30 protein-coding genes are annotated in these 24,743 nt (G+C 62.3%); 11 read left to right on the top strand and 19 right to left on the bottom strand.

The window, feature by feature from the left end; translation table 11 throughout:
* Positions 1-11: 11 nt before the first annotated feature.
* Genes FHP89_RS07885 through FHP89_RS07875 form a run of 3 tightly spaced genes read left to right on the top strand, consistent with a single transcriptional unit; the run spans position 12 to position 2,563 of the window.
* Positions 12-407, top strand: coding sequence for a YchJ family protein (locus tag FHP89_RS07885; protein WP_144172837.1), 396 nt, complete (start codon positions 12-14; stop codon positions 405-407).
* Positions 408-464: 57 nt separating this feature from the next.
* Positions 465-848: a DUF6394 family protein gene (locus FHP89_RS07880; protein WP_144172835.1), complete on the top strand. Its 384-nt coding sequence runs from the start codon at positions 465-467 to the stop codon at positions 846-848.
* Positions 845-2,563, top strand: a complete 1,719-nt coding sequence (locus tag FHP89_RS07875) for a potassium channel family protein (protein ID WP_144172833.1) — start codon at positions 845-847, stop codon at positions 2,561-2,563. The genes FHP89_RS07880 and FHP89_RS07875 overlap by 4 nt, the downstream gene beginning before the upstream one ends.
* Here the strand turns inward: FHP89_RS07875 and FHP89_RS07870 are convergent.
* Positions 2,525-2,914, bottom strand: coding sequence for a response regulator (locus FHP89_RS07870; RefSeq protein ID WP_144172831.1), 390 nt, complete (start codon positions 2,912-2,914; stop codon positions 2,525-2,527). The two genes, FHP89_RS07875 and FHP89_RS07870, sit on opposite strands and share 39 nt — an antisense overlap.
* A 179-nt stretch (positions 2,915-3,093) precedes the next feature.
* On the opposite strand from FHP89_RS07870, the gene FHP89_RS07865 reads away from it, so the two are divergent.
* The gene (locus tag FHP89_RS07865; RefSeq protein ID WP_144172829.1) at positions 3,094-3,942 is read left to right on the top strand and encodes an ATP adenylyltransferase family protein; all 849 of its coding nucleotides are present in this window, start codon (positions 3,094-3,096) and stop codon (positions 3,940-3,942) included.
* On the opposite strand, the gene FHP89_RS07860 is transcribed toward FHP89_RS07865, so the two are convergent.
* The 5 genes from FHP89_RS07860 to FHP89_RS07840 form a co-directional block, all read right to left on the bottom strand.
* Positions 3,943-4,302 (bottom strand): YkgJ family cysteine cluster protein, encoded by a 360-nt coding sequence (locus FHP89_RS07860; protein WP_144172827.1) that lies wholly within the window; start codon positions 4,300-4,302, stop codon positions 3,943-3,945.
* 191 nt (positions 4,303-4,493) lie between these two features.
* The gene (locus FHP89_RS07855; protein WP_144172825.1) at positions 4,494-5,723 is read right to left on the bottom strand and encodes an ABC transporter substrate-binding protein; all 1,230 of its coding nucleotides are present in this window, start codon (positions 5,721-5,723) and stop codon (positions 4,494-4,496) included.
* A gap of 170 nt (positions 5,724-5,893) precedes the next feature.
* A complete protein-coding gene (locus FHP89_RS07850) occupies positions 5,894-6,532 on the bottom strand; it encodes a YecA/YgfB family protein (RefSeq protein WP_144172823.1) in 639 nt (212 codons plus the stop codon).
* 78 nt (positions 6,533-6,610) lie between these two features.
* The gene (gene trmB, locus FHP89_RS07845) at positions 6,611-7,288 is read right to left on the bottom strand and encodes a tRNA (guanine(46)-N(7))-methyltransferase TrmB (RefSeq protein ID WP_144172821.1); all 678 of its coding nucleotides are present in this window, start codon (positions 7,286-7,288) and stop codon (positions 6,611-6,613) included.
* A 9-nt stretch (positions 7,289-7,297) separates the two neighbouring features.
* Positions 7,298-8,278 carry a tRNA dihydrouridine synthase gene (locus FHP89_RS07840; protein ID WP_222105339.1) on the bottom strand — a complete coding sequence of 327 codons (981 nt, stop codon included), beginning with the start codon at positions 8,276-8,278 and terminating at the stop codon, positions 7,298-7,300.
* Positions 8,279-8,331: 53 nt separating this feature from the next.
* On the opposite strand from FHP89_RS07840, the gene arsC reads away from it, so the two are divergent.
* From arsC to FHP89_RS07825, 3 genes are all read left to right on the top strand, one after another.
* Entirely contained in the window at positions 8,332-8,685 is a 354-nt protein-coding gene (arsC, locus tag FHP89_RS07835; RefSeq protein ID WP_144172819.1) for an arsenate reductase (glutaredoxin), read from the top strand.
* A gap of 139 nt (positions 8,686-8,824) precedes the next feature.
* Complete coding sequence (gene rpmE, locus FHP89_RS07830; RefSeq protein WP_144172817.1) at positions 8,825-9,043, top strand: 50S ribosomal protein L31; 219 nt, start codon at positions 8,825-8,827, stop codon at positions 9,041-9,043.
* Positions 9,044-9,182: 139 nt separating this feature from the next.
* Positions 9,183-10,772 carry an ArnT family glycosyltransferase gene (locus tag FHP89_RS07825; protein ID WP_144172814.1) on the top strand — a complete coding sequence of 530 codons (1,590 nt, stop codon included), beginning with the start codon at positions 9,183-9,185 and terminating at the stop codon, positions 10,770-10,772.
* A gap of 40 nt (positions 10,773-10,812) precedes the next feature.
* Here FHP89_RS07825 and orn read toward each other — a convergent pair whose 3' ends face one another.
* Positions 10,813-11,364 carry an oligoribonuclease gene (gene orn / locus FHP89_RS07820; protein WP_144172812.1) on the bottom strand — a complete coding sequence of 184 codons (552 nt, stop codon included), beginning with the start codon at positions 11,362-11,364 and terminating at the stop codon, positions 10,813-10,815.
* A 93-nt stretch (positions 11,365-11,457) separates the two neighbouring features.
* On the opposite strand from orn, the gene FHP89_RS07815 reads away from it, so the two are divergent.
* Positions 11,458-12,711 (top strand): M48 family metallopeptidase, encoded by a 1,254-nt coding sequence (locus tag FHP89_RS07815; RefSeq protein ID WP_144172810.1) that lies wholly within the window; start codon positions 11,458-11,460, stop codon positions 12,709-12,711.
* A 10-nt stretch (positions 12,712-12,721) separates the two neighbouring features.
* Entirely contained in the window at positions 12,722-13,612 is an 891-nt protein-coding gene (gene rsgA / locus FHP89_RS07810) for a ribosome small subunit-dependent GTPase A (RefSeq protein ID WP_144172808.1), read from the top strand.
* 70 nt (positions 13,613-13,682) lie between these two features.
* Here rsgA and FHP89_RS07805 read toward each other — a convergent pair whose 3' ends face one another.
* The 11 genes from FHP89_RS07805 to FHP89_RS07755 all read right to left on the bottom strand — a co-directional run bounded on the left by FHP89_RS07805 (position 13,683) and on the right by FHP89_RS07755 (position 22,085).
* Positions 13,683-14,867 (bottom strand): acetyl-CoA C-acyltransferase family protein, encoded by a 1,185-nt coding sequence (locus FHP89_RS07805; protein ID WP_144172806.1) that lies wholly within the window; start codon positions 14,865-14,867, stop codon positions 13,683-13,685.
* Between the two features lie 21 nt (positions 14,868-14,888).
* On the bottom strand, positions 14,889-15,815 hold the full coding sequence (locus FHP89_RS07800; protein ID WP_144172803.1) for a CobD/CbiB family protein: 927 nt from the start codon (positions 15,813-15,815) through the stop codon (positions 14,889-14,891).
* A gap of 112 nt (positions 15,816-15,927) precedes the next feature.
* A complete protein-coding gene (locus FHP89_RS07795) occupies positions 15,928-16,539 on the bottom strand; it encodes a CoA pyrophosphatase (RefSeq protein WP_391525480.1) in 612 nt (203 codons plus the stop codon).
* A gap of 2 nt (positions 16,540-16,541) precedes the next feature.
* Positions 16,542-17,189: a retropepsin-like aspartic protease family protein gene (locus FHP89_RS07790; RefSeq protein WP_222105338.1), complete on the bottom strand. Its 648-nt coding sequence runs from the start codon at positions 17,187-17,189 to the stop codon at positions 16,542-16,544.
* 116 nt (positions 17,190-17,305) lie between these two features.
* On the bottom strand, positions 17,306-17,494 hold the full coding sequence (locus FHP89_RS07785) for a putative motility protein (protein ID WP_144172801.1): 189 nt from the start codon (positions 17,492-17,494) through the stop codon (positions 17,306-17,308).
* A 4-nt stretch (positions 17,495-17,498) separates the two neighbouring features.
* Positions 17,499-17,984 (bottom strand): YajQ family cyclic di-GMP-binding protein, encoded by a 486-nt coding sequence (locus tag FHP89_RS07780; RefSeq protein ID WP_144172799.1) that lies wholly within the window; start codon positions 17,982-17,984, stop codon positions 17,499-17,501.
* A gap of 96 nt (positions 17,985-18,080) precedes the next feature.
* On the bottom strand, positions 18,081-18,404 hold the full coding sequence (gene ppnP, locus FHP89_RS07775) for a pyrimidine/purine nucleoside phosphorylase (protein ID WP_144172796.1): 324 nt from the start codon (positions 18,402-18,404) through the stop codon (positions 18,081-18,083).
* Between the two features lie 29 nt (positions 18,405-18,433).
* Positions 18,434-18,664 carry a DUF2788 domain-containing protein gene (locus tag FHP89_RS07770; RefSeq protein WP_144172794.1) on the bottom strand — a complete coding sequence of 77 codons (231 nt, stop codon included), beginning with the start codon at positions 18,662-18,664 and terminating at the stop codon, positions 18,434-18,436.
* A gap of 12 nt (positions 18,665-18,676) precedes the next feature.
* Positions 18,677-19,906 (bottom strand): argininosuccinate synthase, encoded by a 1,230-nt coding sequence (locus FHP89_RS07765; protein ID WP_144172791.1) that lies wholly within the window; start codon positions 19,904-19,906, stop codon positions 18,677-18,679.
* A gap of 63 nt (positions 19,907-19,969) precedes the next feature.
* Positions 19,970-20,893, bottom strand: a complete 924-nt coding sequence (gene argF, locus FHP89_RS07760; RefSeq protein WP_144172783.1) for an ornithine carbamoyltransferase — start codon at positions 20,891-20,893, stop codon at positions 19,970-19,972.
* Positions 20,894-20,912: 19 nt separating this feature from the next.
* Entirely contained in the window at positions 20,913-22,085 is a 1,173-nt protein-coding gene (locus FHP89_RS07755) for an aspartate aminotransferase family protein (RefSeq protein WP_144172775.1), read from the bottom strand.
* Positions 22,086-22,373: 288 nt separating this feature from the next.
* Here FHP89_RS07755 and FHP89_RS07750 point away from each other — a divergent pair, with 288 nt between their 5' ends.
* Positions 22,374-22,667, top strand: coding sequence for a DUF3579 domain-containing protein (locus tag FHP89_RS07750; protein WP_144172773.1), 294 nt, complete (start codon positions 22,374-22,376; stop codon positions 22,665-22,667).
* 84 nt (positions 22,668-22,751) lie between these two features.
* Here FHP89_RS07750 and rpsT read toward each other — a convergent pair whose 3' ends face one another.
* Complete coding sequence (gene rpsT, locus FHP89_RS07745; RefSeq protein WP_144172771.1) at positions 22,752-23,018, bottom strand: 30S ribosomal protein S20; 267 nt, start codon at positions 23,016-23,018, stop codon at positions 22,752-22,754.
* A 137-nt stretch (positions 23,019-23,155) separates the two neighbouring features.
* Between rpsT and murJ the strand changes: the two genes are divergently transcribed.
* Positions 23,156-24,691 carry a murein biosynthesis integral membrane protein MurJ gene (murJ, locus tag FHP89_RS07740; protein ID WP_144172769.1) on the top strand — a complete coding sequence of 512 codons (1,536 nt, stop codon included), beginning with the start codon at positions 23,156-23,158 and terminating at the stop codon, positions 24,689-24,691.
* The last annotated feature ends 52 nt before the right edge of the window (positions 24,692-24,743 follow it).

The following is a 24,743-nucleotide window of genomic DNA, read 5'->3' as shown; positions in this document are numbered from 1 at the left end:
CGGCCCGCGCCATGAAGAAAAAGCCCACCCCCTGCCCCTGCGGGCGTCCCGCCACCTTCGACGCCTGCTGCGGGCCGGTCCTGGCGGGTACGCGGGCCGCCGACACGCCCGAGACGCTGATGCGTAGCCGCTACACGGCTTTCACGCGCGGCGACACGAGCTACCTGCTCGCCAGCTGGCACCCGGACACCCGCCCCGACAGCCTCAGCCTGGACGATGAGCCCCCCATGCGCTGGCTCGGGCTCACAATCGCTTCCGCCCCGCCAACCGATGGCGATGCGGGCACGGTGTCCTTCATCGCGCGCTATCGCAGCGGCGGTCGCGCCGGGCAGATTCGCGAGCGAAGCCGCTTCCGCCGCCAAAACGGACGCTGGTTTTATGTTGACGGCGAGTTTCAGGACGACTGACAGCGCACCCGAGCGGTGCCTATAATCAGGCTTTGCCGTCATCCGGAGCGCCCGCGCATGAATCTCGAGAAGGTCATCTTCGGCTTCTTCATCGTCCTCGCCGCCACGCTCAACTTCGGTTTCTTTGTCGGCGACCTGAGCAACCCCGAACACCACGACATCTACGAACTATTCGCCGCCATCGTGGTGAACCTGATTGCCACGGTGCTCAAGTTCGGTGATCGCACCCAGATCGGCGCGGTGCATCTATCCACCTCGCTGGTGGCCGACCTGCAACTGATCGCCGCCGCCATGGTGTGGGGTTATGGCGCCCATGTGGTCGGCACCGGCATGACGCCGGACATGACCGCCAAGGTCGTGTCGCTGTCGGGCGGCGCGCTGTTTGCCAACGTGGTGTCGGTCATCATCCTGATCGCCGAAACCATCATGCAGCGTCGATGACGCCAGCCACTCACCACAGCACACTGTTTCTTGCCATGCGGCGCCTGCGGGCGCCGCTGATCACGCTCATCACGATTTTCGCCATCTCGGTGCTTGGCCTCACCTTGGCGCCGGGAATCGGCGGCGAGAAGATGAGCTTTTTTCACGCCTTCTACTTCATCAGCTACACCGCCACCACTATCGGTTTTGGTGAAATCCCGATCGAGTTCTCCAACGAGCAACGCCTGTGGGCCACCATCTGCATTTACTTGGCGGTGGTCGGCTGGGCCTACACCATCGGCTCGCTGTTTTCGCTGTTGCAAGACCATACCTTTCAGAACGCCGTGGCCACTGAGCACTTTGCCCGGCAGGTCCGCCGCATCCACGAACCCTTCTATCTGGTGTGCGGCTACGGCGAAACCGGACGCCTGGTATGCAAGGCGCTCGATCGCCTGGGCGAGCGCGCCGTGGTGGTCGAGCGCAACCCCGACAAGGCCGGCGAGCAGGAACTGCATGGCTACGTGACCGACATGCCCTGCCTGGCGGCGGATGCCAGCCTGCCCGAAACGCTGCGCTTTGCCGGGCTTACGAGTCGCCACTGCCGGGGCGTGCTGGCGCTGACGGACGATGACAACACCAACCTGGCGGTCGCCATTTCGGCCCGGCTGCTGGCGCCGAAACTGCCGGTGCTGTGCCGCGCCGGGTCGACCGAAATCGCCGCCAACATGGCCTCTTTCGGCACCCGCTACATCATCAACCCGTACGCCAAATTCGCCGAATACCTGGCGCTGGCGCTGCATGCGCCCAACACCTATCACTTGCTGACCTGGCTCACCGGCCTGCCCGGCACCGCCGTCGAGCGTCACCGCGATCCGCCGCGGGGCAAGTGGGTCTTGTGCGGCTACGGAGGATTCGGCAAGGTCATCGTCGAAGCCTTCGACCGCGAAGCGGTTCCGGTCACCATCATCGATCGCGAAGCGCCTGACGGCCACGGACACCGCGTGGTCAAGGGCGACGGCACCGGCGCTTCCACACTTGAGCGTGCCAACATCAACCAGGCGGTTGGCATCGTCGCCACCACCGGCAACGACTTCGACAACCTGTCGATTGCCGTCACTGCCCGCGAATTGAACCCGAATCTGTTCGTGATCCTGCGCATGAACGCTTATGCCAATCACGCGTTGTTCGACGCCTTTGAATCTGACGTCACGGTGGTCCCGAGCGAGATCATCGGCCATGAGTGCCTGGCGGTGCTGACCACGCCCTTGCTCGAACCCTTCCTGGCCGAGATCGCCACCAAAGACGACGCATGGTCCGCCGAGCTGGTCGAGCAGCTGACCGACCGCTTTGGCTGGACGGTGCCCGCCGTCTGGAGTGTGCGCCTCAATCTTCGGCGTGCGCCGGCGCTGTACCGGCACCTGATGCGCAACAGCGGCAGCGTGCGCCTGGGCGACCTGCTGCGAAATCCGCATGATCGCGCCGCCGCACTCGAAGCTGCCGTGCTGTACCTGCGCCGCGATGATGACGACCACATCATCCGGCCATCGCCGGACGAAATCATCCGCCCGGGAGATCGCTTGTTGCTGGTCGGCCTGCCGGCCGCAAGGCGCGACTTTGCGCTGACGGTGACCAACGGCCACACACTCGACTATGTACTGACCGGCGCTGACCGGCCCGGCGGCTGGGTATGGGAGTGGTTAGCCGAGCGCCGGCGGCGCGCCGCCGGCGCCGGCTGAGCGCGGCACCAGCGCCTCGAGAATCTCGGCCGGCGTCACCGGTTTGAGCAGCAGGGCATCAAAGCCCGACGCCAGCACCTGATCGCGCAGCCCGTCCACGCCGTAAGCGGTATAGGCCACCACCCTCAACCGGCCGCCGCCGTCCGCGGCGCGCAACTGGCGGCAGACCTCATAGCCGCTCATGTCCGGCATGGTCAGATCCAGCAACACCACATCAAAGGCATCACTGGCCGCGAACGTCAGCGCCTCGGCACCGGTGGCCGCTTCGACAACTTCATGCCCGACACGCCCCAGGACAACCGCAGGCAGCTTGCGATTCACATAATCATCATCGACTATCAGGATTCGCATGCGTCGCTCTCATGAATGGATCGCTTCGAAGATTTGCAGTTTGCCTGAAGTTGACCGTAACCGGCTTGCCGCCTCGACACAAATCGCTATCATCCTAGAAACCGAAAAGGTTCGCATGTTCAATACCTTGCTCATGGGCACAAGCGGTCAACTGCGGTTTCTAGGATCATGAGCCGGCCATGACTGCCCCGCCCGCCCCACCCGACCTGAGCCTTGATGCCATCGACCGTCGTCTCGGCGAGGCCTACGCCTGCGGCGCGCTGCAACCGATCGAAACCGATCAGGCGCAGCTGAGCGACCGCGGCGCGCCCTTTGTCGTCAAGTGGATCGCCCGGCGCGACGGCCAGGTGCACCGCCACAAACCCACCCGTTCAGCCACCCACAACCCCTTCCTGCCGCCCGAAGCCACACTGACGCTCGGCGCCATCGGCGAACATCATCTGGTGTTGCTGAACAAGTACCCGGTGATGGCGCGCCACCTGCTGATCGTGACGAGCGACTTCGAAGCGCAGACCCGGCCCATCACCGACGACGATTTTGCTGCTCTCGGCGCGATTCTCGCGGCGCACGGCGGGCTGGGTTTCTACAACGCAGGCGAGCGCGCCGGCGCCAGTCAGGACCATAAACACCTGCAATGGATTCCCGACCTGCCGCCGCTGGCCCAGCGCGTCTCCGAGCAGCCGGACGACACCGTCGCGCGGTTCGGGTTTCGACACGCTTTCGCGTCACTCCCCACCGCCCTCTGGTCGTCCGACGAGCTCGGCTCAGGGCTGGGGCAGTGTTATCGCACGCTGCTCACGCAACTTGGCATCGCACCGGCGCGCGCGGATCTGCCGCCATACAACCTGTTGATGACCCGTGAATGGATGTGCGTGATCCCCCGCTCGGTCGAGCGCTGGCAGCACATGTCGATCAATGCCCTCGGCTTTGCGGGGTCCTTGTTCGTCAAATCCCGGGATCAACTCCAAGCGCTGACGGAGACCGGCCCGCTCGAGGTACTCAGAGCCGTCGCCGAAGCGCAAGACTGATCAGGCGGCGGTCGGCAGAATCCAGGGTTCGATCGCCGGCAGACCAATCAAGGCACGCAGCTCGTCGCATTTGGGATTGGGTGTGCCATCGGCGAAAAATACCGGAAACTCACGGCACGGCGTGGGCCGGTTCTCGTAAATGCTGCACGACACCGCTTCGCCAACCACGCCCTCGAGCGCACTGCACCGGCGCGGCATCTGATTGCTGCCTTTCATGCAGCTCATATGATGGTTGAGCTTCTCGGTCATATGGGCCGGCACAAAGCCGCCGGGGGCGTCATCCGCCTCAGCCCAATAGAACGAGATACGGAAGTGGGTGCAGCAAATGCCGCACTCAAGACACGGGTTCGGTTCAGTCATGTCCAACACACGCAATGGAAATGCCGGCATGCACCACGGGTGCACACCGCCAAATCGACGACGCCTCGCGCCTGCTGGACTGTGGCCGCCCGGACGGGCACCACGGGGGGCTAATTGTGACTGCGATCCATCGATTCCGGCGCGCGGATTATATCGATTTTTTCCTAAAAAACAATCACTTCCCGGCCAATTTACTGTGCCTTTCGGCGCACCGCGAAACTGCGCCTGGCGTCTTCCTTGAACGCGTAGTCGATTCGGCCCTCACGCACGACGCCGAGCACCAGCATATTCTCGGTAATCGCGTCATGATCCTCCGCCGTAAAGGGGCGGATATAGGTCGTCACCACGCCTTCCACGCCGCGGTTCAACTGCTCCAGCGCCAGGCGGATCCGGTTGCCGTCAGTATCGCCTGCCAGCGACATGGCATTGAACAGGACACGCATGGCGTCGTAGCCCTGCGCCGCCGACATGGCCGACTCCATGGCATCTTTTCCGAAACGGGTCGCGAACTCGCTGACGAATTGCCGGTGCCGGGTGTTTTCACTACCCGGAATAAAAGACTGAACGGTCATGACACCGTCCCCGGCCGGCCCGGCCTGATCGAGAAAGTTGCGCATCGACACCGTCCAGCTGGCAAAGGTGGGCACCGTCCAGTTCATGTCGACCTTGGTCTTGGCAATCGCCGCCAACTCGGGGCCGATGCCATACATCACCAGGGCCTGGGCACCGGCAGCACGCACCGCGTCAAGCTGGGCGCGCATGTCGCGGTCGCCAATGCCAAAACGCTCGACCCGCACCGGGGTCACGCCATGCGTGGCCAGCGCCTTGACCAGGTCGCCCATCTCGGCTTCGCCGTAGCCGGTGTCGTCGGCCACGATGCCGATCTGACGCAAACCCCGCGCCTCAACCAGATGCCTTGCCAGAAAGGCGTTTGACACACCGGTGCGCGGCGACATGCGAAACACGTAACTGGCTGGCGCATTGGGTGGCGCAAAGCGCTGAGTGACCTCAGAGCCGGTCGACACCGCCACCACCAAGGGCACTTTGGCGTTCTGATACACATCGATGGACTTGAGCGCCACACCGGTATTGACGATACCGACCGTGGCCACCACCTTCAGCTTGCCGACAAGCTCCTCCGCGATCTCCAGCCCCTTGGCCGGGTTGGCCGTATCGTCGCGCTCGATCAGTTCGATCTTGCGCCCCAGCACCCCACCAACATAGGTATTGATTTCGTCGACCGCCATGCGGATGCCCAGGCGCATGCTGTTGCCCATGGGCGCACTACCGCCGCTGAACGGGCCAGACAGGCCGATCTTGATGGTGTCTTCGGCGTGCACGGGACTCGCGGCGAGGCCGAAGGAGAGACACAGGGCCGACAGCAATCGGCCCCGGTGTCGCGGGAAAAGCGGTGTGATCATGAATTGTCTCCGTCATGCCGCCACTTGTAGACATGACGGTCGTCGTCGAGTGTAGGCGGTCGACGCACCGACACCCGATCGGGATTTTCCCCATCAGGGAAAACCCGTGATAACACGCACTTTTCGGAGACCCGGCCCTCAGCAGCCGGCTTGAGTGATGCGAGCGGCGCTCAGGCGTCCAGCGATCTGGGCGACGGCGCACCGGCCGCCGCGGTGGCATGCGGCACTGGCGGCAGGCCGCAATCCTCACGCAATTGACGCATGGCGCGCACGGCGGTGGCCGTGGTGGTCAGCCATTCGATGCGCGTGTCGTCATCCGCGGCGTCCACCTCATCGTCAGCCCACGGTGCCATGGCTTGTTCGATCAGGCCTTCAAAGGTCGCGGCATCGTGACCATCAAGACCGTCTGCCCAGTCTTCGGCCCAGAGGCTCAGTCCGAGCTCAAAACCGGTCATCCATTCGTCCCCCAGGCGCGTGCCGTCGGGCTCCTCGTCGCTACCATAGAAAAACGGCGCCCACCCTTCGGGATCGCCCAGGGTTTCGACCAGTTCATCGTGGTAGCGCAAGACCAGGGAGAGGACTTTTTGCACGCCGGAGCCGCGCATGTCGACATCGGACTCCGACCACACCGACGGCAGCCACTCGACAGGCTTCAGGGGCGTGGGCGCAACGATCACGCCAGCCAGGTAACCATCGAGCATCTCAAGGCTCATGCAGTCATCGGGAACGGAATCCGACGCAAGCAGCGCCTCAAAGGCGTCCATTTCCGATTCGCTCAGGCAAACAGCGTCCTGTTGCGTGGTGTTCATGCGCCTCTCCTAGGATATTGCCGGTAGCCACCGGCGCCCGACAGCATGCCGCAAGACAGCAAGGCCCGCAAGAACAACTCAGCCCGCGGCGTCCAGATCAACCACGGCGCGGTACAGCGGCTGCCCCGAGTCGCGGTACTTGCGCTCGAACGGGGTCAGCGGCGTCTTGGCGTCAAAGGTTTCCCATGCCACCGGCCGACCAATCAGCAGGCCCAGCGCGATCACGTACTCCTGGATATACACCTGCCAGTTGGTACGGCATTCAAGCACGCCCCCCAGACGCGGCAGCGTCGGGAACACCGAATGCGCGTGCCAGCGACGTCCGAGGTGGCCAATTTTCGGCCACGGATTCGGGTACAGCACATAGTGCCGGGCCAGACGCAAACCCGCCTGCTCCATCAAGCGCCAGAAATCCAGCAGATCGGCACGCACCAGCACCATGTTTTTCGGCATCAGCGCGTCCGGGTAGGGCTTGCGCCGCGCCAGCCGGTCAGCCGACTGATCGACGCCGATCACCCAGTGATCCGGATACGCACGCGCCAGCGCAATCGTACTGTGCGCCACCCCGCAACCCGCGTCGAGAATCAAGGGTGCGGACGCGTCCCATCCGGACATGGCCACATCAAACGCGGCGCGGTTGTACTGCGCGAACGGTTTGGCGAAAGGGCGCTCGCGATGGCGCTCGACCTGACGAATCAGATCGCCGTGCACGGCTTCCTGAGCACTGGTCGGAATCCGGGAATTGGCGTAGCTCATGGTTTTGGCCTATGCAGCGCGAGCGAGACAATCGGCGCCGGCGGCTGCCAGCGCCGCATCGATTGCATGAATATCATTCAGGGGGCGCAAGGCCTGGTAAAGCGCTTCAGCCTGCACGAAACGCCGACTCAGAAAAGCCAGCCACTGCTTGAGCCGGCCCGGTGCATGACGCGCCGCCAGCTTGTCACGCACGCGCGCCCAGAAAAAGGCGATCGCCGGCAACAGTTCAGCCCAGTCGGCCTCTCGCGGGTCCGCTGCATCCCGAACCCGGCCGGCGCGAATATCGCGCGCCAGAAAGGGGTCCGCCACCGCACCGCGACCGAGCATCACGTCTGCCACACCGCTTTCCTGCCGACAACGCTGCCAATCGGCGACTGACCACACCTCGCCATTGGCCACCACCGGCACCTTGACATGGTCGGCGATCCGCCCAACCCAGACCCAATGCGCTGGCGGACGGTAACCTTCGAGTTTGGTTCTGGCGTGGACCACGATCCGCTCGACACCCGCCTCGGTCAGCGCCTCGGCACAGGCCAGGGTCAGGCCGGTATCGCGCACACCAAGGCGCATTTTGGCGGTCAGCTTCGGGCCACCGAGCGGCATCACGGCGCGCACCGCCGCCGCCACGGCATGCAGGGTCTCGGGCTCATCGAGCAAGACCGCGCCGCCGCGATGGCGATTCACCTGCTGCGCCGGGCAACCAAAATTCAGATCAATGCCGGCAGGCGACCACTGAACCGCCCGCGCCGCATTCTGTGCCATCAGATCCGGGTCAGACCCCATCAATTGCAGCTGGACCGGCGTGCCGGCCGCCGTTCGGCCGCCCTGAGCCAACTCCGGGCTGATGCGATAAAAACTGCGTTGCGGCAGCACCGTCGCCGAGATGCGCACAAACTCGCTCACCGCCTGGTCATAGGGCGACAGCCGGGTGAGCACATCGCGCAGCACCTCGTCGGCCAAACCCTCCATCGGCGCCAGCAAAAGCTTCACGACGCGCCCCAACACAGTAAACTCATGCTCTCTCTCACTAAAAACCGTCAGACATGTCCGACACGATTACCCTGCTCCACAACCCGCGCTGCTCCAAAAGCCGCGCCGCCCTTGCCTTGCTGCAGGATGCCGGCGCCGACGTGAGCGTGCTGCTCTACCTCGACACGCCGCCCAGCCGCGACTCCCTGGCGCGCATCGTCGCGCAACTGGGCATCACGCCCGACGCCTTGATCCGCCGCGGCGAAGACATCTTCAAGACCCACTATCAGGGCAAAACCCTCGACGCCGACGCGGCGCTGGACGCACTGGCAGCCCACCCGAAACTGATCGAACGCCCCATCGCGATTCGAGGGGAGCGCGCAGTGATTGGCCGGCCACCGGAGAAGGTGCTCGAACTGCTCGACTGAGCAAAGCGAATTCTAACCTAGCGAATGTACCGCAACCGGGCCAGCTTCTTGATTTTCATGGAATGATCAAGGATAATGCTCGGCTTTACAGCCTAGGGCGGTCACAATCGCCGCCCGCGAACCAGACGAGACGAACGCCATGAAAGCGGACATCCACCCGAAGTACAAAGACATCACCATCACCTGCAGCTGCGGCAACGCCTTCGTGACCCGCTCGACCTCTGGCAAAGAAGCCATGACGATCGAAGTGTGTTCCGAGTGCCACCCGTTCTACACCGGCAAGCAGAAGATCGTCGACACCGCCGGCCGCGTCGAGCGCTTCAACAAGAAGTTCGGCAACGTACAGCGCCTGGGTTGATTTCGCCCTGCGCAGTCTTGCGCCAGCAAAAAAGGCAGCCCCGGCTGCCTTTTTTGTTGCCCATCCACGCCGCTCGGCGCACCACAAAACACGCACTGGCGTAAAATTCGCACGCCACGACGGCTACTAACCGCCCCGGATGACAACACGCCCTGACCCCTTCGCCCCCACACTAGCGCCACCGCCCCCCGCGATCCTCATTGCGGTTCTGCTGGGCGTATACCTGCTGGCGGGCCTCACCGGCCACGCCCCGTGGCGCGGCGATGACGGTCGATTCTTCGGGCCGGTACTCGGCATGGTGCGCGACGGACACTGGCTGGTGCCGCATCTGGCCGGCGAAGCCTTTCTGGATTTCGGCCCGCTGTATTACTGGATCGCGGCAGCACTGGCCACCGCGCTCGGCGCGATCCTGCCCCTGCATGACGCCGCACGCCTGGCCAGCGGCTTGCTCACCGCGATCGCATTACTCCTGACCGCAGATGCCGCACGTCGCATGCATGGTGAGCGTGGCCATGCCCCGGCCATGCTACTGCTGATCGCGAGCCTGGGACTCGTGGTTCACGCCCATGAAACCCAACCCATGCTCGCTGTCATGCTCGCTCAGGCGATCACCTTCTGGGGCATGGCCGTGGCCATGAAACATGCCCGCAAAGGCGCGCTGATCGCCGGTCTCGGTGTGGGTCTGGCTTGCCTCGCCAACGGCCTGAACGCCTTGTTGATGACCGCACCATTGCTGCTGTTGCTGCCGTCGATGGCCGCTCGCCTGATCGGTCTTGTGGCTGCCGTCGCGGTCGCCGGCCTGTGGCTGCTCCCCTTGGCGACGACCGCGCCCAACATGCTTGCTCAGTGGTGGGACATGAGCGTCGCAGCGTCCGTGCCGCACGGCAAAAAATTCACTGACACCGCGGCGCTCTTCGGTCTGCTCGGCTGGTTCATCTGGCCAATGTGGCCTATCGCCGGCTGGGCGCTATGGCGTGAGCGCCGACATCTGGGCAGCCGCGCATGGCAGATCATCTGTACAGCGGCCCTGCTCGCGCTGCTGGTCACCAGCCTGACCGGCGCACTCCGCCCCGCCAGCTTTCTGCCCTTGCTGCTGCCGGTGGCGCTGATGGCCTCCGCCGGCGTAAGCACCTTGCGGCGTGGCGCGGCCAACGCGTTCGACTGGTTTGGCGGCATGACGTTTGCTGCGTTCGCGCTACTACTATGGCTCGCATGGAGCGCCTTGGCTTTCGAGTGGCCACCGGGGCTCGGTCGGCATTTTGCCAAAGTGACGCCTGCCTTCACGCTCGACAGGCTGCTGTGGCCATCGCTACTGGGTCTTGCACTTTGCGCGGGCTGGACCTGGCTGGTCGCCACCACGAAGCGCAGCCCGTATCGCGGCGCCCAGAACTCCGCACTCGGCATGACCATGCTGTGGTGCCTGGCGGTGATTCTCCTGCAACCCTGGTTTGACTACAGCAAGAGCCACGATCCGGCCGTGCTGTCCTTGCGCGAAGCGCTCAAGGATCAGCCCGCGGGTTGCCTCTCGGGCCTCGGCCTGTCGCCGAGCCAGCAGGTCAGTCTGGACTATCGCGCCGGCATCCGCCCCCACGCCGTGGCCGACAAAACCTGCCCGCTGCTACTGATTGCCGGCACCGAGGTGCGCGACATGGGCGAGCCACTGTGGCGCTATGAGCGCGGCGGTGGCAGCCGCAAGGAAGTCCTCAGCCTGTACGCCCGGGGCGAGTGATACAGGCCACATAGCGCGGCCTCGACTCAGCCCGTCAAGCTCACTCCGGCAAGCGCAGGAAGTTCGCCCGGTAGTGCTTCAACTCTTCGATGGATTCGTAAATATCGGCCAGCGCTTCATGCTTGCCTTTCTTCTGAACGCCCTTGTGCACCTCGGGGTGCCAGCGCTTGGCCAGTTCCTTGAGTGTTGACACATCCAGGTTTCGATAATGGAACCACGCCTCGAGCTTGGGCATGTGCCGAGCGAGGAAACGGCGATCCTGGCAGATCGAATTGCCCGCCATCGGCGACGCGCGCTCCGGTACATGCTCGGCCAGAAACGCCAGCATCTGCGCTTCGACGGCGGCTTCGTCCAGCGCTGAGGCGCGCACACGCGCCGTCAGGCCAGACTGACCATGGGTGCGGGTGTTCCATTCGTCCATGCCGTTCAGTACGTCATCGGATTGATGAACCGCCAGCACCGGCGCCTCGGCCACCGTTTCAAGCTGGCTATTGGTGACCACAAGCGCCACCTCGATAATGCGATCCGTGTCGGGCTCAAGCCCGGTCATCTCCATGTCGATCCAGATCAGGTAGCTAGAATCCTGTGCCATAATTTTGCCAAAAGCCGTTGATAATCGCGCATTGTGTCATAGTTCGTGCGCCTTTCGGCCCGCCCGCCGCCCTCTCCCATTTTCAGACAGCGCATGACCAACACCCTGTTCTCCAGCCTGTTTCTTGCCGTTCTTGTGGCCACCGCCGCATTCAAACTCTGGCTCGGCTATCGCCACCAGACGCATGTCGCCGATCACCGCAGCGAGGTGCCACGCGAGTTCGCCCAACAGATCACCCTGGGCGCACATCAAAAGGCGGCCGACTACACCCTGGCTCGCCTGGGGCTCGGCCGCATCGACCTGCTGATCAACGCCGCCTGGGTGCTCGTGCTGACCCTCGGCGGCGGCCTGCAGTGGCTTCACGCGGCCTGGACCGGTGTGTTCGCCGAGGGCTCGCTCCTCCATGGCACGGCGTTTCTTGCATCGATCGGGGTACTTGGCGCGCTCATCGACCTGCCACTGACGCTGTATCGCACCTTCGTCACCGAAGCGCGCTTCGGCTTCAACAAAATGACGCCCGCGCTATTTGTGGCGGACACCGCCAAAACGCTGGCACTGGCCGCCATCATCGGTCTTCCGGTCATCGCCGCCGTGCTTTGGCTGATGGTCACCATGGGCGCGCACTGGTGGTGGGCGGTGTGGCTATTCTGGCTTGGCTTCAACCTGTTGGTGCTGCTCGTCTGGCCAACCTTCATCGCGCCCTTGTTCAACCGCTTCACCCCCCTTGAAGACGAACGCATGCGCGGCCACATCGACGCCTTGCTGGCCCGCTGCGGCTTTCGCAGCAACGGCCTGTTCGTGATGGACGGCTCACGTCGCTCGGCCCACGGCAACGCCTATTTCACCGGCTTTGGCCAGAGCAAGCGGATCGTGTTCTTCGACACCTTGCTCAACACACTCGAGCCCATTGAGGTCGAAGCCGTGCTGGCCCACGAATTGGGGCACTTCAAGCATCGCCATGTCACCAAACGCCTGGTGCTGATGTCCGCCATGATGCTGGGCCTGCTATGGCTGCTCTCGGCATTGATGGCGACCCCGTGGTTCTTCACCGGCCTGGGCGTAACGGCGCAGAACACCGCCATGGCACTGGCCCTGTTCATGATCGCCCTGCCCGTCTTCAGCTTCCCCTTCTCGCCCTTGATGAGCGCCTGGTCACGCAAGCACGAGTTTGAAGCTGACCGCTACGCTACCGAGCAATCGAGCGGCGAAGCGCTGGTCAGCGCACTGGTCAAGCTCTACCGAGACAACGCCAGCACGCTGACACCCGATCCGCTCTACTCACGTATTTACGACTCACACCCCCCGGCCAGCATCCGAATCGCCCACCTTCAGGGAAAAACGCTTTGAGAAACACCCGATGAACCAAGGCACCATCGTTGCCTCCTTTGGCCGTCAGTTTGAAGTTATCGACACCGACGGCGAACGCTGGCTATGTGTCACCCGGGGCAAGCGAATCGATTTCGCCTGCGGCGACAAGGTCGAGTTCAAGGCCACCAGCGCCGGCCACGGGGTCATCCAGAAAAATGAAGCGCGCCAAAGCCTGCTTCACCGCTCAGACGCGTTTCGCCAAAAACTCCTGGCCGCTAACGTTAGTCAGATTCTCATCGTTGTCGCCACCGAGCCCAGCTTCAGTGACGAACTGATCTCCCGCTGCCTGTGCGCGGCGGAGCACCAGAATCTGAAAGCGCGCATCGTGCTGAACAAGGCCGACGTCACCGCTGGCCTGGACGACGCACGCCGCCGTCTGGCCATGTTCACCGCCCTTGGCTACGAACTCATCGAATTATCGGCCATGCAGGACGTCAGCACGCTGGCGGCCGTCCTGAGCGGCGAGACCAGCATACTGGTCGGGCAGTCCGGCATGGGCAAGTCCACACTCACCAATGCACTCGTCCCGGACGCCAATGCAGCGACGCGGGAGATTTCCGAAGCGCTGGACACCGGCAAACACACCACCACCTCCACCCGCCTGTACGCGCTGCCAAGCGGTGGCGCGCTGATCGACAGCCCCGGGCTGCAAGCCTTTGGCCTGGCCCACCTGACCGAAGACGATCTGCTCGCCGGCTTTTGCGAGTTCGCCCCCTTTCTCGGTCAGTGCCGGTTCCGCAATTGCAGGCACGATGCCGAGCCGGGCTGCGCACTGCTCACCGCGGTCGAAGAAGGCATCATCTCGGCGCGTCGCTTCTCGCACTACCGGCTGCTTCACAACGAGATTCACAACGCCAAACGCTTGTCGCAGGGCTGGTAGTTCAAGCTGGCGTGAACAAGACATGAAAAAACCCCGCCGAAGCGGGGTTTTTTTTGATGCTTTGAACCGATTACATGCGCTCGAAAATGGCAGCGATACCCTGGCCACCACCGATACACATGGTCACCAGCGCATACCGGCCGCCGGTGCGCTGCAGTTCGTAAACCGCCTTGGTCGCGATGAAGGCGCCCGAACAACCCACCGGGTGGCCCAGTGCAATCGCACCACCGTTGGGGTTGGTCTTGGCAGGATCAAGACCGAGCACTTTGGTGACGGTCAGTGCCTGAGCGGCAAAGGCTTCGTTCGACTCGATCACGTCCATCTGATCCAGCGTCAGGCCGCCTTTCTTGAGTGCCAGACGCGTTGCCGGGATCGGGCCTTCACCCATGATCTCGTTCGGCACACCAGCAATGGCGTACGACACCAGACGGGCGATCGGCTTGTGGCCGGCTTTGGCTGCCACTTCACTGTCGGCCAACACGAAGAAGGCTGCACCGTCGTTGATGCCCGACGCGTTACCAGCGGTCACCGTACCGTCTTTCTTGAATGCCGGCTTCATCTTGGCCAGCGATTCCATGGTGGTGCCCGGCTTGAGGTGCTCGTCGGCGGCAAACACGACTTCGCCCTTACGCGTCTGCTTGACGATCGGGACGATCTGGGACTCGAAATAGCCGGCCTCTTGCGCCGCGGCGGCACGACGCTGCGACTCGACCGCGAAGGCATCCTGCTCTTCACGACTGAAGCCATGCTTGGCGGCCAGGTTTTCGGCGGTGATACCCATATGGCCGACGCCAAACGGGTCCGTCAGCACGGCGACCATGCTGTCGAAGGCCTTGGTGTCACCCATGCGTGCGCCAGAACGCAGCGCGGGCAGCATGTAGGCACCCTTGGACATGACTTCAACGCCGCCGCCAATACCGTAGTCGGCATCGCCCAGGAGAATGTTCTGAGCGGTGGTCACGATACCCTGCAAACCCGACGAACACAGCCGGCTGACCTGCATGGCCACCGATTCCATCGGCAGACCTGCCTGAATGGACGCAACACGTGAAACGTAGGCGTAACGCGCGTCGGTCGGGATGCAGTTACCGACGGTCACGTAATTGATCAGTTGAGGATCGACACCGGAACGGGCGACCGACTCCTTCATGACGATTCCGGCCAGTTCCGATGCTTCGAAATCGGCCAGGCTGCCACCGAACGCGCCGATCGGCGAACGCACGGCACTCAAAACCACTACTTCACGATTAGCCATCTACACTCCCTCCTGGAAAACTCAAGGTGCCACCCATACCACCACGCTACCCAAAGTCAGCATGAGCAAACACATGAGCAAGGCACGCCATAGTAATCCGATCGCGCCCTGCATGGATTCAACACGAACATCTTCGCCTGCGCCCAGTTCCGGACGCTCAAGCAAAGTGCCCGATTGACGGATTGGCAAGCCCAGCCTCAGGCCGAGCGCACCGCCTCCGCAGGCCAATACTACACCCGAACTCGGTTCGGCCCATAGGGCTGCCTGGGTCCGCCAACAGAGGATTGCATCCTCGAAATTTCCGACGATCGCAAATGAGATACCGGTCAGACGCGCCGGCGCCCAATCCACCACGTTGAAGGCCCGGCGCGCGAAGCGATCGAACGTGTTCGGTTCATCAGCACTCGCCTTGCGCCAGCGGCGCACAAGGAAATCTGACAGGCGATACGCCACCGCCCCCACCGGCCCCGGCAACATCACGAACCAGAACATCACCCCGAACACGTTCCGGTGGGCGGCCAGCAAGGCCTCTTCGATGGCAAGCCGTGCCACTTCGGTGTCTGTCGCCTCTGAATACGATGCACCCCGCCACTGTCCCAACAGGGCACGGGCGCGTGTCAACTCGCCCATGCCGAGCGCGAGATGAATATCGGTGAAATAGTGACTTTCGTGCCGGAAGCCCAGGGTCAGATAAAGCACAAGAAGGTTGAGTGCGAAGGCCAGCACCGGCTGCACTGACCACAACAACCAATACAAGCCCAGCGTTGCAAGACTGGCGGAACCGACAAAAGCGAGCCAGACAAACACCGCGCTGCCGCCGCGACCGGCATAGAACCGACCCGCGCAGGCATCGGCCAATCGGTGCAGGGGCGCGTGAACCCAGCGCTCTACCGACAGGGGACGTACTTGTTCGACCAACAAGGCCAACACGATCGCAAGGAGTTTCATTCAGGCCAACTACGCGGCGTCTGGACAGACGGGAATCGACGGGAAACATACCACAATTGCCCGCGTCTCAAAGCGCAAGCCGCGGCAATTTGACATCCGATACTGGGCAACGCTAATCGGGCTCACCGAGAAAACGCGAGAGCATGACCAGCATGCCTGCGGTCGCCCCCCAGATATGGTGATGCTGCCATGGCATGGCGTAGTAGGTTCGCGCCCGCCCGTCGATCAGAAGTTGCTCCTGACGGCGATTCGCCGGATCGATCAGAAAACTGAGCGGCACCTCGAAAATTTCGGCAACTTCGAAGCTGTCCGGCGTCAGATCAAAGGGCGGTTGAATGAGCCCGACTACCGGCGTCACCCGAAAGCCTGTGCCGGTATGGTATTCGGACAGTGCGCCCAGCAACTCGACGCGTTCGGGATGCAGGCCGATCTCTTCGTGGGTTTCACGCAGCGCGGTCATTTCCGCATCCCGGTCACCAGCCTCCACCCGACCACCAGGGAAACTCACCTGCCCCGGATGGTGATGCAGGTGGTCGGTGCGCCGGGTGAGCAACACCGTCAGCCCCTCATCGCGATCAACAAGTGGCACCAGCACCGCTGCGGGTCGCAAACGATCCGGCGCAGCATCGTCGCGCATCACCGCAGGCGCTGGCGACAGCGCAAACCGCTCGCGCAGGGCGGCGGCGGTCAGTAATCGATCAGAGAGTGCGTCGGGCCGAGACACGATCAATACCGTTTTCGGAGGGTCAAGGTGTCGCCCGAGCGCTGCATTTCCATGCGGTTGAGCACACTCATGCCCAGCAAGGCGACCGGCAGGTCGGAATCATGGATGGCAGCGTCCACCTGATGCAGGGTCACGCCCGCCAGATTGACTTCCGCCAGCTTGACGACCCAGGTTCGCACCATGCCATTGGCGGTCTGGGAAACGCTTGGGCGACCATGCTTGAGATAGTCGATACGCGCACGCTCGGCATCCGCCCGCCCAAGCGCGACCATGCTCGCACCGGTGTCGACCAGGAAACGCATGGGGGCGCCGTTGATACTGCCTGCGGCAAGAAAATGGCCACGCGAATCTGCGGTGAGGTTGACGGTCGGCGCCTCGGTGGATGCCGCCGATTTCACCACCCGCTGGCCAAGGCGCAGGGTTTCACGCGTGCCGTTGATCTCGACAACCACTTGCTCGCCCTGCACCGACACCACCTTCACGCCGCTCTTTGTGCTGCGCCCTACCGCCAGTGTCGCAGGGCGCCCGCCATCGATGACCAGCACGGCTTTGCCGGGGAACAGACCCACCACCGCGACATCAGTCGCCTGAACGGCGCCAGCCATCAATACAGCGGCGCAAAAAAATACCCACCGGGTCTGCTGCAACATCACCCTCTCCCGACCGAATCAGTCTCCATCATAACGCTTGGCGTCAGTTCATAAAATGAAACGGCCGGCCACCCTGAAGGTGCCCGGCCGAGCGTAATAAACTTCGCTGAGCGAATTCAGACAAATACGTCGATCTTTCCACCCACCGTCGCATTCGGATCGGGCGCAGCCGCCGGTTGCGGCAAGGCCTCGATCAACTGCGCCGCATTGCTCGCGGCGATATCCTGCGCCTTGCGTTGCATCAGCAAGGCCGCCTGACTTTGCACGTCGGTCAATGCACTGGCCGATACCGCTGAAACATCCATGCGTTCAATCCCGGAAGTTCTCGTATTGCAAAGGATAGTCGGTAATTTCCTTGCGGACCAGGGCGATACAGTCTTGCAGGTCGTCCCGCTTCTTGCCCGTCACCCGAATCGACTCACCCTGAATCGCCGCCTGCACCTTGACCTTGCCGTCCTTGATCAGCTTGACGATCTTCTTGGCCAGATCCTGTTCGACGCCGACACGAACGCGAATCTCCTGCTTCACCTTGTTCCCGCCGACCTTCTGCAGCTTTTCTTCTTCAAGGCAGCGCACATCGATTTTCTTGGCCGTCAGTTCAGGCAGCAAGATGGCCTTCATCTGATCGATCTGAAAATCGTTGTCGCCATGCAGGGTGAGCATCTTGTCCTTGTGCTCGACCCGCGCATCAGTCCCTTTGAAGTCGTAACGGTTGGTGATCTTCTTGTTGGTGCTGTCGATTGCGTTGTTGAGCGACGGCATATCCACTTCTGAGGTGATATCAAACGACGGCATAAGCACTCCTGTCTGTTCTGATTTATTCAAGCCATACGAATGGCAGAAAAGGCAACGGCGGCCTGAGCCGCCGCACCTCGGCTCATCAGCGCCGGATCAACCGAAATGGCAAACGTAATGCATCGGCGAACCAACCACCTGAATATCGAAGCTGGATGAACCGGCCACCTTGAAAGTCTGTCCGGCCTCGAAGCTGCGCCACTCGGCGTCGCCGCCCATGCGCACACTGCACGCGCCGGCCACGATTTCCATCACCTCGGGCGATGCCGTGGTGAAGGTGAGTGTCGCCGGCAGGACGACTCCTACCGATTTGCGCGTACCGTCAGCCAAGGTAAGGTTGTGACTGACGCACTTTCCGCCGAAATACACATTGGCTTCCTTGGCTACCGACACGCCTTCGATCAGCGTTTTTTCTGTCATGACACTCTCCCTGAAACCCCTCCCCGGGGTCACTCGATACCCAACAAACGGGCGATAAGCCCTTTGGCGATAAAGCCGACAAAGCCCAGCCCCAAGGCAGCAAACATCCACACGGTGCCGTACTTGCCGGCCTTCGATTCCTTGGCCAGATTGCCGATGATGAACAGCATGTAAAGGATCAATCCACCAAAGCAGACCTTGAGCGAAATTTCTTCAAATTCCGCAACGGTCAGACCGAACAGGATGACATCACTTTCCACGCCACTGCATCCTTAGCCGCGCTTGTTGCGCGCATTCTCCGCAATACGCAAGCGCAATGCATTGAGACGAATGAAGCCATGCGCATCTTTCTGATCGTAGGCGCCTTGGTCATCTTCAAAGGTCGCGATGGTCGGATCGAACAGCGAATCGGTTTTCGAGTCGCGGCTGACAACAATCACGTTGCCCTTGTAGAGCTTGATGCGCACCCAGCCGTTGACGGTCTTTTGGGTCTGATCGATCAGTGCTTGCATGGCCAGGCGCTCGGGCGCCCACCAGTAGCCGTTGTAAATCGTGCTGGCGTAGCGCGGCATGATGTCGTCCTTCAGATGCGCAACCTCACGGTCCAGCGTCACCGACTCAATCGCGCGGTGCGCCTTGAGGAGGATGGTGCCGCCCGGGGTCTCGTAGCAGCCGCGGGACTTCATGCCGACATAGCGGTTTTCGACGAGGTCCAGCCGGCCCACGCCATGCTTGCCGCCGACCTGGTTCAGGGTCGCCAGCAGCTCATGCGCCTTCATGCGCTTGCCGTTGATCGACACCAGATCGCCGTTTTCGAATTCCAGATCCAGGTATTCGGCCGCATCCGGGGCCGCCTCGGGCGACACCGTCCAGCGCCACATCGACTCTTCGGCTTCAGCCGCCGGGTTCTCGAGGTGACGGCCTTCGTAGGAGATGTGCAGCAGGTTGGCATCCATCGAATACGGTGCGCCGCCCTGGCGATGCTTCATGTCGATGGAGATGCCCGCATCTTCGGCGTATTTGAGCAGCTTCTCGCGCGAGAGCAGATCCCACTCACGCCACGGCGCGATCACCTTCACGTTCGGCATCAGCGCGTAGTAACCGAGCTCGAAACGCACCTGATCATTACCTTTGCCGGTGGCGCCGTGCGAGACCGCGTCGGCGCCGGTCTGACGGGCGATCTCGATCTGGCGCTTGGAGATCAAGGGGCGTGCGATGGAGGTCCCCAGCAGATACTCGCCTTCATACACGGTATTGGCACGGAACATCGGGAACACGAAATCGCGGACAAACTCCTCGCGCAGGTCGTCGATGAAGATGTTCTCCGGCTTGATGCCGAACTTGAGCGCTTTCTCGCGTGCCGGGTCAAGCTCCTCGCCCTGCCCCAGGTCGGCGGTGAAGGTCACCACTTCGCATTGGTACGTATCTTGAAGCCACTTCAGGATCACCGAAGTATCCAGGCCGCCCGAATAGGCCAGCACTACCTTGTTCACATCGCTCATAGCATTCCCTGACGATAAAACATGCCGCGGATCACGCGGCGAGATTCAAATTCACCCGCGCGATCAGCTTTCCACGCGGCCAATAACGAGATATTCCAGCAGCGCCTTCTGCGCATGCAGGCGGTTTTCCGCCTCATCCCACACCACCGACTGGGCGCCGTCGATCACGCCGGCGGTAACCTCTTCGCCACGGTGCGCGGGCAGGCAATGCATGAACACCGCATCAGCTGCCGCCACCTGCATCATGTCCTCGTCGACACACCAGTCAGCAAAAGCCTTCATCCGCTCTTCGTTTTCCGCCTCGAAGCCCATGGAGGTCCACACGTCGGTGGTCACCAGATCGGCGCCCTTGCAAGCGTCCATCGGGTCGGCAAACTGTTCGAAATGATTCGTGCCGTACAAACCGGCGCGCTCGGGCTCAATCTCGTACCCCGGCGGCGTCGACACATGCACGTTGAAATCCAGCAACTCGGCGGCCTGCAGCCAGGTGTTGCACATATTGTTCGAGTCACCAATCCAGGCCACGGTCTTGCCCTTGATATCACCCCGATGCTCGATGAAGGTGTAGATATCGGCCATGATCTGGCAGGGGTGATACTCATTGGTCAAGCCGTTGATCACCGGCACGCGTGAGTTCTCGGCGAAACGCTCGATCACCGACTGCTCGAAGGTGCGGATCATCACCGCATCGCTCATGCGCGAGATCACCTGCGCCGCATCTTCGACCGGCTCACCGCGCCCGAGTTGCGAATCGCGGGTGTTGAGATAGATCGCCGAGCCGCCAAGCTGGTGCATGCCGGCCTCGAACGACAGGCGCGTTCGGGTGCTGGCCTTCTCGAAAATCATCACCAGGGTGCGATCAAACAAGGGGTGGTGCGGCTCGTAACGCTTGAACTTTTCCTTGATCCAGCGCGTACGCTCAAACAGGTAGGCGTACTCGTCGCGAGTAAAATCCTTGAACTGCAAATAGTGTTTTATGGCGTTCATGACACGCTCTTGGAGTAGGTTACGCCGACAGAAACTTACGCACCAACGGCGCCAGCGCATCGATCAGCGCTGTCACATCGGCATCCGTAAACGTCAGCGGCGGCAGGAGGCGAATCACGCGCTCTGCCGTCACATTGATCAGCAAGCCAGCCTCGAGTGCCTGACCCACCAGTTCGGCGCACGGTCGGTCGAGCTCAATGCCGACCATCAAACCGTCACCTCGAATATCCACAACACCGGCCACGCCGTCGAGGGCCGCCGCCATGCCATCGCGCAACTGCACACCGCGCGCCGCGGCATTGTCGAGCAGGCCATCGCGCAACATCACATCAATCGTTGTCAGGCCTGCCGTACACGCCAGCGGGTTGCCGCCAAAGGTCGAGCCGTGATTGCCCGGGCCAAACACACCAGTTGCGCGCCCGGCGGTCAGACATGCGCCAATAGGCACGCCCGAGCCGAGGCCTTTGGCCAAGGTCATCACGTCCGGCTTGATGCCCGACCACTGGTGTCCGAACCACTTCCCGGTCCGGCCCACGCCGCACTGAACCTCGTCAACGATGAGCAGCCACTGGTGTGCATCACACAGTGCCCGCAACGCCTTGAGATACTCGGTGTGAGCCACACGAATGCCGCCTTCGCCCTGAATCGGCTCAAGCATCACGGCAACCACATCGGAATTGGCCTTGGCCACCTGCTCCACTGCCGCGATGTTATCGAAGGGCACCCGAATGAAACCCGGCACCAGCGGCTCAAAGCCTGCCTGCACCTTGCGGTTGCCCGTGGCCGACAAGGTGGCCAGCGTCCGCCCGTGAAACGCCTGCTCCATCACCACGATGGCCGGCTGCGTCACGCCACGCTTGTGGCCGTAGTAACGCGCCAGCTTGATTGCCGCCTCGTTGGCCTCGCAGCCCGAGTTCGAGAAAAACACCTCATCCATCTGCGACAGCTCGGCCAAACGATCGGCCAGCGCTTCCTGGGCAGGGATCCGGTAAAGATTGGAGGTATGCAAGACACGCCCGGCCTGCTCGGCCAAGGCCTTGACCAGATCCGGATGGTTATGACCCAGCGTGGACACCGCGATTCCGGCCAGCGCGTCGAGGTAACGCTTGCCCTCGGTGTCGAACAGGTAGGCCCCTTCACCGTGGGAAAACGCGACCGGCAGGCGGCCATAGGTGTTCATGACATGCGACATGCAAAAGCCCCAAAATCAGGAATCAGAAATTGATCCGTTCAAAACACGTACGGCGGCCGTCGCCGCCGTGAACTGTAAGCGTTCGATGGTAAGTGAAACAGGCTTTGATGTACATATTGCCCGCCAAACCCACGCCCATCCACGCACTCGGCGCCGACGGAAGCGCCATGATTTCTGCTAGAATCCCGCCCTGTCGCGGGACGTTCACCAGAGACCGTACAGAGTCTCAGCCGTCGCGCTTTCGGGAGGGGCTGCGACTCAAACACGGTCGCGCGAAAACACAACTACATGAAAAAGATCGATAGCTTTGTCATCATCGGCGTCACACGGGACGGCAAGAAATTCCGCCCCAGCGACTGGGCCGATCGCCTGTGCGGCATCATGTCGGCGTTTGGCTCCGACAACCGCATGATGTATTCACCCTATGTTCGTCCTGGCTGTACGCTCACCGGCGACAAAAGCGTCGTGGTCGATGCCCGTCTCTACGATATTGAACCGCTTGCGTACAAATTCTTGATCAACTTTGCCGACGATAACAATCTGAGCATCGAAACCATCGATCCGGAACAAAGCGCGGTTTAATCAAACAGGCTGCCCCGCCACACGCTGGCACCCCAAAGTAAAAAGGCGACCCGAAGGTCGCCTTTTTTGCATCGCGAGCAGTGCTTAAGCGGCCATCCCTTTGATCGCTGCAGACAGGCGGCTCTTGTGGCGCGCAGCAGCGTTCTTGTGGATGATTCGCTTGTCAGCGATGGTGTCGATGGTTTTCACCGAGTTCTGAAACAGTGTGCGTGCAACGTCCTGATCGCCTGCATCGACTGCCTTACGCACAGCCTTGATCGCAGTGCGAAGACGCGAGCGCAAGCTTGCGTTGTGAGCACGCGCGGCGTCGTTTTGGCGAGCGCGCTTGCGGGCTTGTGCCGTATTGGCCATAAGTCTTCGTCCGTGTTGGTAGATACTGAAAGCGCGAGATGATAGCGCGTCAGCCCGCTACAGCGCAAGCCAAAACCGCATTCCACTGATTTAGATACAACACAGTATCATGCGCAGTTTGCCGGACGCCTCCTTCGATGAACCTGCTTCGCGCCCTCGCCACCGTCAGCAGCATGACGCTGATTTCACGCATTCTCGGCTTCGCCCGAGATTTCGTGATCGCGCGCGCGTTCGGTGCGGGCGCCGCAACCGACGCCTTCTTTGTCGCCTTTCGGCTCCCCAATCTGCTGCGCCGGATGTTCGCCGAGGGCGCGTTCTCGCAAGCCTTTGTCCCGATTCTGGCCGAATACAAGAACCGCCGGGGCGAAACCGAAGCGCAGCAACTGGTCAGCAAGGTCGCCACACTGCTCGGCCTGATCGTGCTGCTGATCTCGATCATCGGGGCCTTTGCCGCGCCGCTCATCATTTATGTGTCGGCACCCGGTTTTTCGGCTGACGCCGACAAGTTCGCGCTGACGGTCGAACTGACCCGCATCACTTTTCCGTACATCTTCTTCATGTCGCTGGTCGCCCTCTCGGGCGGCGTCCTCAACACCTGGAGCCGCTTCGCGATTCCGGCCTTCACCCCGGTGCTGCTCAATCTCAGCTTCATCGGCATGGCCTTGTTTGCCGCGCCGCTATTCGACCCACCCGTGCTGGCGCTGGCCTGGGCGGTGTTTCTCGGCGGCGCGCTGCAACTCATTCTGCAACTGCGCCCGCTCTCACGCATCGGCATGCTGCCGAGCTTCCGCCTGGACACCAAAGACCCCGGCGTGCGCCGCATCCTGTATCTGATGGCGCCCGCGATTCTTGGCGTGTCAGTGAGCCAGATCTCGCTGCTCATCAACACCATCTTCGCGTCGTTTCTGGCCAGCGGCAGTGTGTCCTGGCTGTATTTTGCCGACCGCCTGATGGAGTTTCCGGCCGGTCTGCTCGGCGTCGCATTGGGCACCATCCTGTTGCCCAGCCTGTCCAAATGCCATGCCGATGAGGACCCGACCCAGTTCTCCGAGCTGCTGGACTGGGGCCTGCGCCTGACCCTGATGCTCACCCTGCCGGCGGCGCTCGCCCTGGCCATGCTGGCGGTACCGCTGATCGCCACACTGTTCCACTACGGCGCCTTCAGCGCCACCGACGTCTTCCACACCCGCAGCGCGCTGATCGCCTACAGCGTCGGCCTGACTGGCATGATCCTAGTAAAGGTACTCGCCCCCGGCTTTTACGCGCGGCAAGACATCCGCACCCCGGTCAAGATCGCGCTGGTCACCCTGGCGGCCACTCAATTGATGAACCTGGCTTTCATCGGCCCGCTCAAACACGCCGGTCTGGCGCTGTCGATTGGGGTTGCTGCCTGCCTGAACGCCGGCCTGCTGTATCGCGGACTGCGCCGACGCGGTGTCTTCATGCCCCGTCCCGGCTGGGGGATGTTCGCCCTCAAGCTGCTCATCGCCCTTGTCGCACTGGGTGGGGTGATGTGGTTTGCCAAAGGCACCGACCTGAGCTGGACCGCCGAAGGCGGCTGGGCGCGCGCAATCCGCCTGTCCTTGGTCGTACTGGCAGGGATGGCGACCTATTTCGCCACGCTGTTCGCACTGGGCTTCCGCCCGCGCGACTTCTCCCGTCGGGCCGCCTGAGCACATCGTGGCCAAGTCGACCTAGAATGCAGGCATCGTTTTCCCGACAAGC

This window comes from Denitromonas ohlonensis, from assembly GCF_007625205.1.
Taxonomy (GTDB): domain Bacteria; phylum Pseudomonadota; class Gammaproteobacteria; order Burkholderiales; family Rhodocyclaceae; genus Nitrogeniibacter; species Nitrogeniibacter ohlonensis.
The sequence above is the reverse complement of the archived record's forward strand: the minus strand, read 5'-3'. Positions and strand labels throughout refer to the sequence as shown.

Excerpts from the sequence above, each read along its gene's own strand:
- rpsT (WP_144172771.1), bottom strand. The coding sequence starts at position 23,018 with ATGGCCAATACGGCACAAGCCCGCAAGCGCGCTCGCCAAAACGACGCC.
- FHP89_RS07850 (WP_144172823.1), bottom strand. The coding sequence starts at position 6,532 with ATGAACACCACGCAACAGGACGCTGTTTGCCTGAGCGAATCGGAAATG.
- murJ (WP_144172769.1), top strand. The coding sequence starts at position 23,156 with ATGAACCTGCTTCGCGCCCTCGCCACCGTCAGCAGCATGACGCTGATT.
- FHP89_RS07880 (WP_144172835.1), top strand. The coding sequence starts at position 465 with ATGAATCTCGAGAAGGTCATCTTCGGCTTCTTCATCGTCCTCGCCGCC.
- FHP89_RS07865 (WP_144172829.1), top strand. The coding sequence starts at position 3,094 with ATGACTGCCCCGCCCGCCCCACCCGACCTGAGCCTTGATGCCATCGAC.
- arsC (WP_144172819.1), top strand. The coding sequence starts at position 8,332 with ATGTCCGACACGATTACCCTGCTCCACAACCCGCGCTGCTCCAAAAGC.
- rpmE (WP_144172817.1), top strand. The coding sequence starts at position 8,825 with ATGAAAGCGGACATCCACCCGAAGTACAAAGACATCACCATCACCTGC.
- FHP89_RS07875 (WP_144172833.1), top strand. The coding sequence starts at position 845 with ATGACGCCAGCCACTCACCACAGCACACTGTTTCTTGCCATGCGGCGC.
- FHP89_RS07805 (WP_144172806.1), bottom strand. The coding sequence starts at position 14,867 with ATGGCTAATCGTGAAGTAGTGGTTTTGAGTGCCGTGCGTTCGCCGATC.
- FHP89_RS07785 (WP_144172801.1), bottom strand. The coding sequence starts at position 17,494 with ATGGATGTTTCAGCGGTATCGGCCAGTGCATTGACCGACGTGCAAAGT.
- FHP89_RS07800 (WP_144172803.1), bottom strand. The coding sequence starts at position 15,815 with ATGAAACTCCTTGCGATCGTGTTGGCCTTGTTGGTCGAACAAGTACGT.
- FHP89_RS07815 (WP_144172810.1), top strand. The coding sequence starts at position 11,458 with ATGACCAACACCCTGTTCTCCAGCCTGTTTCTTGCCGTTCTTGTGGCC.
- FHP89_RS07790 (WP_222105338.1), bottom strand. The coding sequence starts at position 17,189 with ATGTTGCAGCAGACCCGGTGGGTATTTTTTTGCGCCGCTGTATTGATG.
- FHP89_RS07825 (WP_144172814.1), top strand. The coding sequence starts at position 9,183 with ATGACAACACGCCCTGACCCCTTCGCCCCCACACTAGCGCCACCGCCC.
- ppnP (WP_144172796.1), bottom strand. The coding sequence starts at position 18,404 with ATGACAGAAAAAACGCTGATCGAAGGCGTGTCGGTAGCCAAGGAAGCC.
- rsgA (WP_144172808.1), top strand. The coding sequence starts at position 12,722 with ATGAACCAAGGCACCATCGTTGCCTCCTTTGGCCGTCAGTTTGAAGTT.
- FHP89_RS07885 (WP_144172837.1), top strand. The coding sequence starts at position 12 with ATGAAGAAAAAGCCCACCCCCTGCCCCTGCGGGCGTCCCGCCACCTTC.
- FHP89_RS07765 (WP_144172791.1), bottom strand. The coding sequence starts at position 19,906 with ATGAGCGATGTGAACAAGGTAGTGCTGGCCTATTCGGGCGGCCTGGAT.
- orn (WP_144172812.1), bottom strand. The coding sequence starts at position 11,364 with ATGGCACAGGATTCTAGCTACCTGATCTGGATCGACATGGAGATGACC.
- FHP89_RS07855 (WP_144172825.1), bottom strand. The coding sequence starts at position 5,723 with ATGATCACACCGCTTTTCCCGCGACACCGGGGCCGATTGCTGTCGGCC.
- FHP89_RS07870 (WP_144172831.1), bottom strand. The coding sequence starts at position 2,914 with ATGCGAATCCTGATAGTCGATGATGATTATGTGAATCGCAAGCTGCCT.
- FHP89_RS07755 (WP_144172775.1), bottom strand. The coding sequence starts at position 22,085 with ATGTCGCATGTCATGAACACCTATGGCCGCCTGCCGGTCGCGTTTTCC.
- argF (WP_144172783.1), bottom strand. The coding sequence starts at position 20,893 with ATGAACGCCATAAAACACTATTTGCAGTTCAAGGATTTTACTCGCGAC.
- FHP89_RS07780 (WP_144172799.1), bottom strand. The coding sequence starts at position 17,984 with ATGCCGTCGTTTGATATCACCTCAGAAGTGGATATGCCGTCGCTCAAC.
- FHP89_RS07860 (WP_144172827.1), bottom strand. The coding sequence starts at position 4,302 with ATGACTGAACCGAACCCGTGTCTTGAGTGCGGCATTTGCTGCACCCAC.
- trmB (WP_144172821.1), bottom strand. The coding sequence starts at position 7,288 with ATGAGCTACGCCAATTCCCGGATTCCGACCAGTGCTCAGGAAGCCGTG.
- FHP89_RS07750 (WP_144172773.1), top strand. The coding sequence starts at position 22,374 with ATGAAAAAGATCGATAGCTTTGTCATCATCGGCGTCACACGGGACGGC.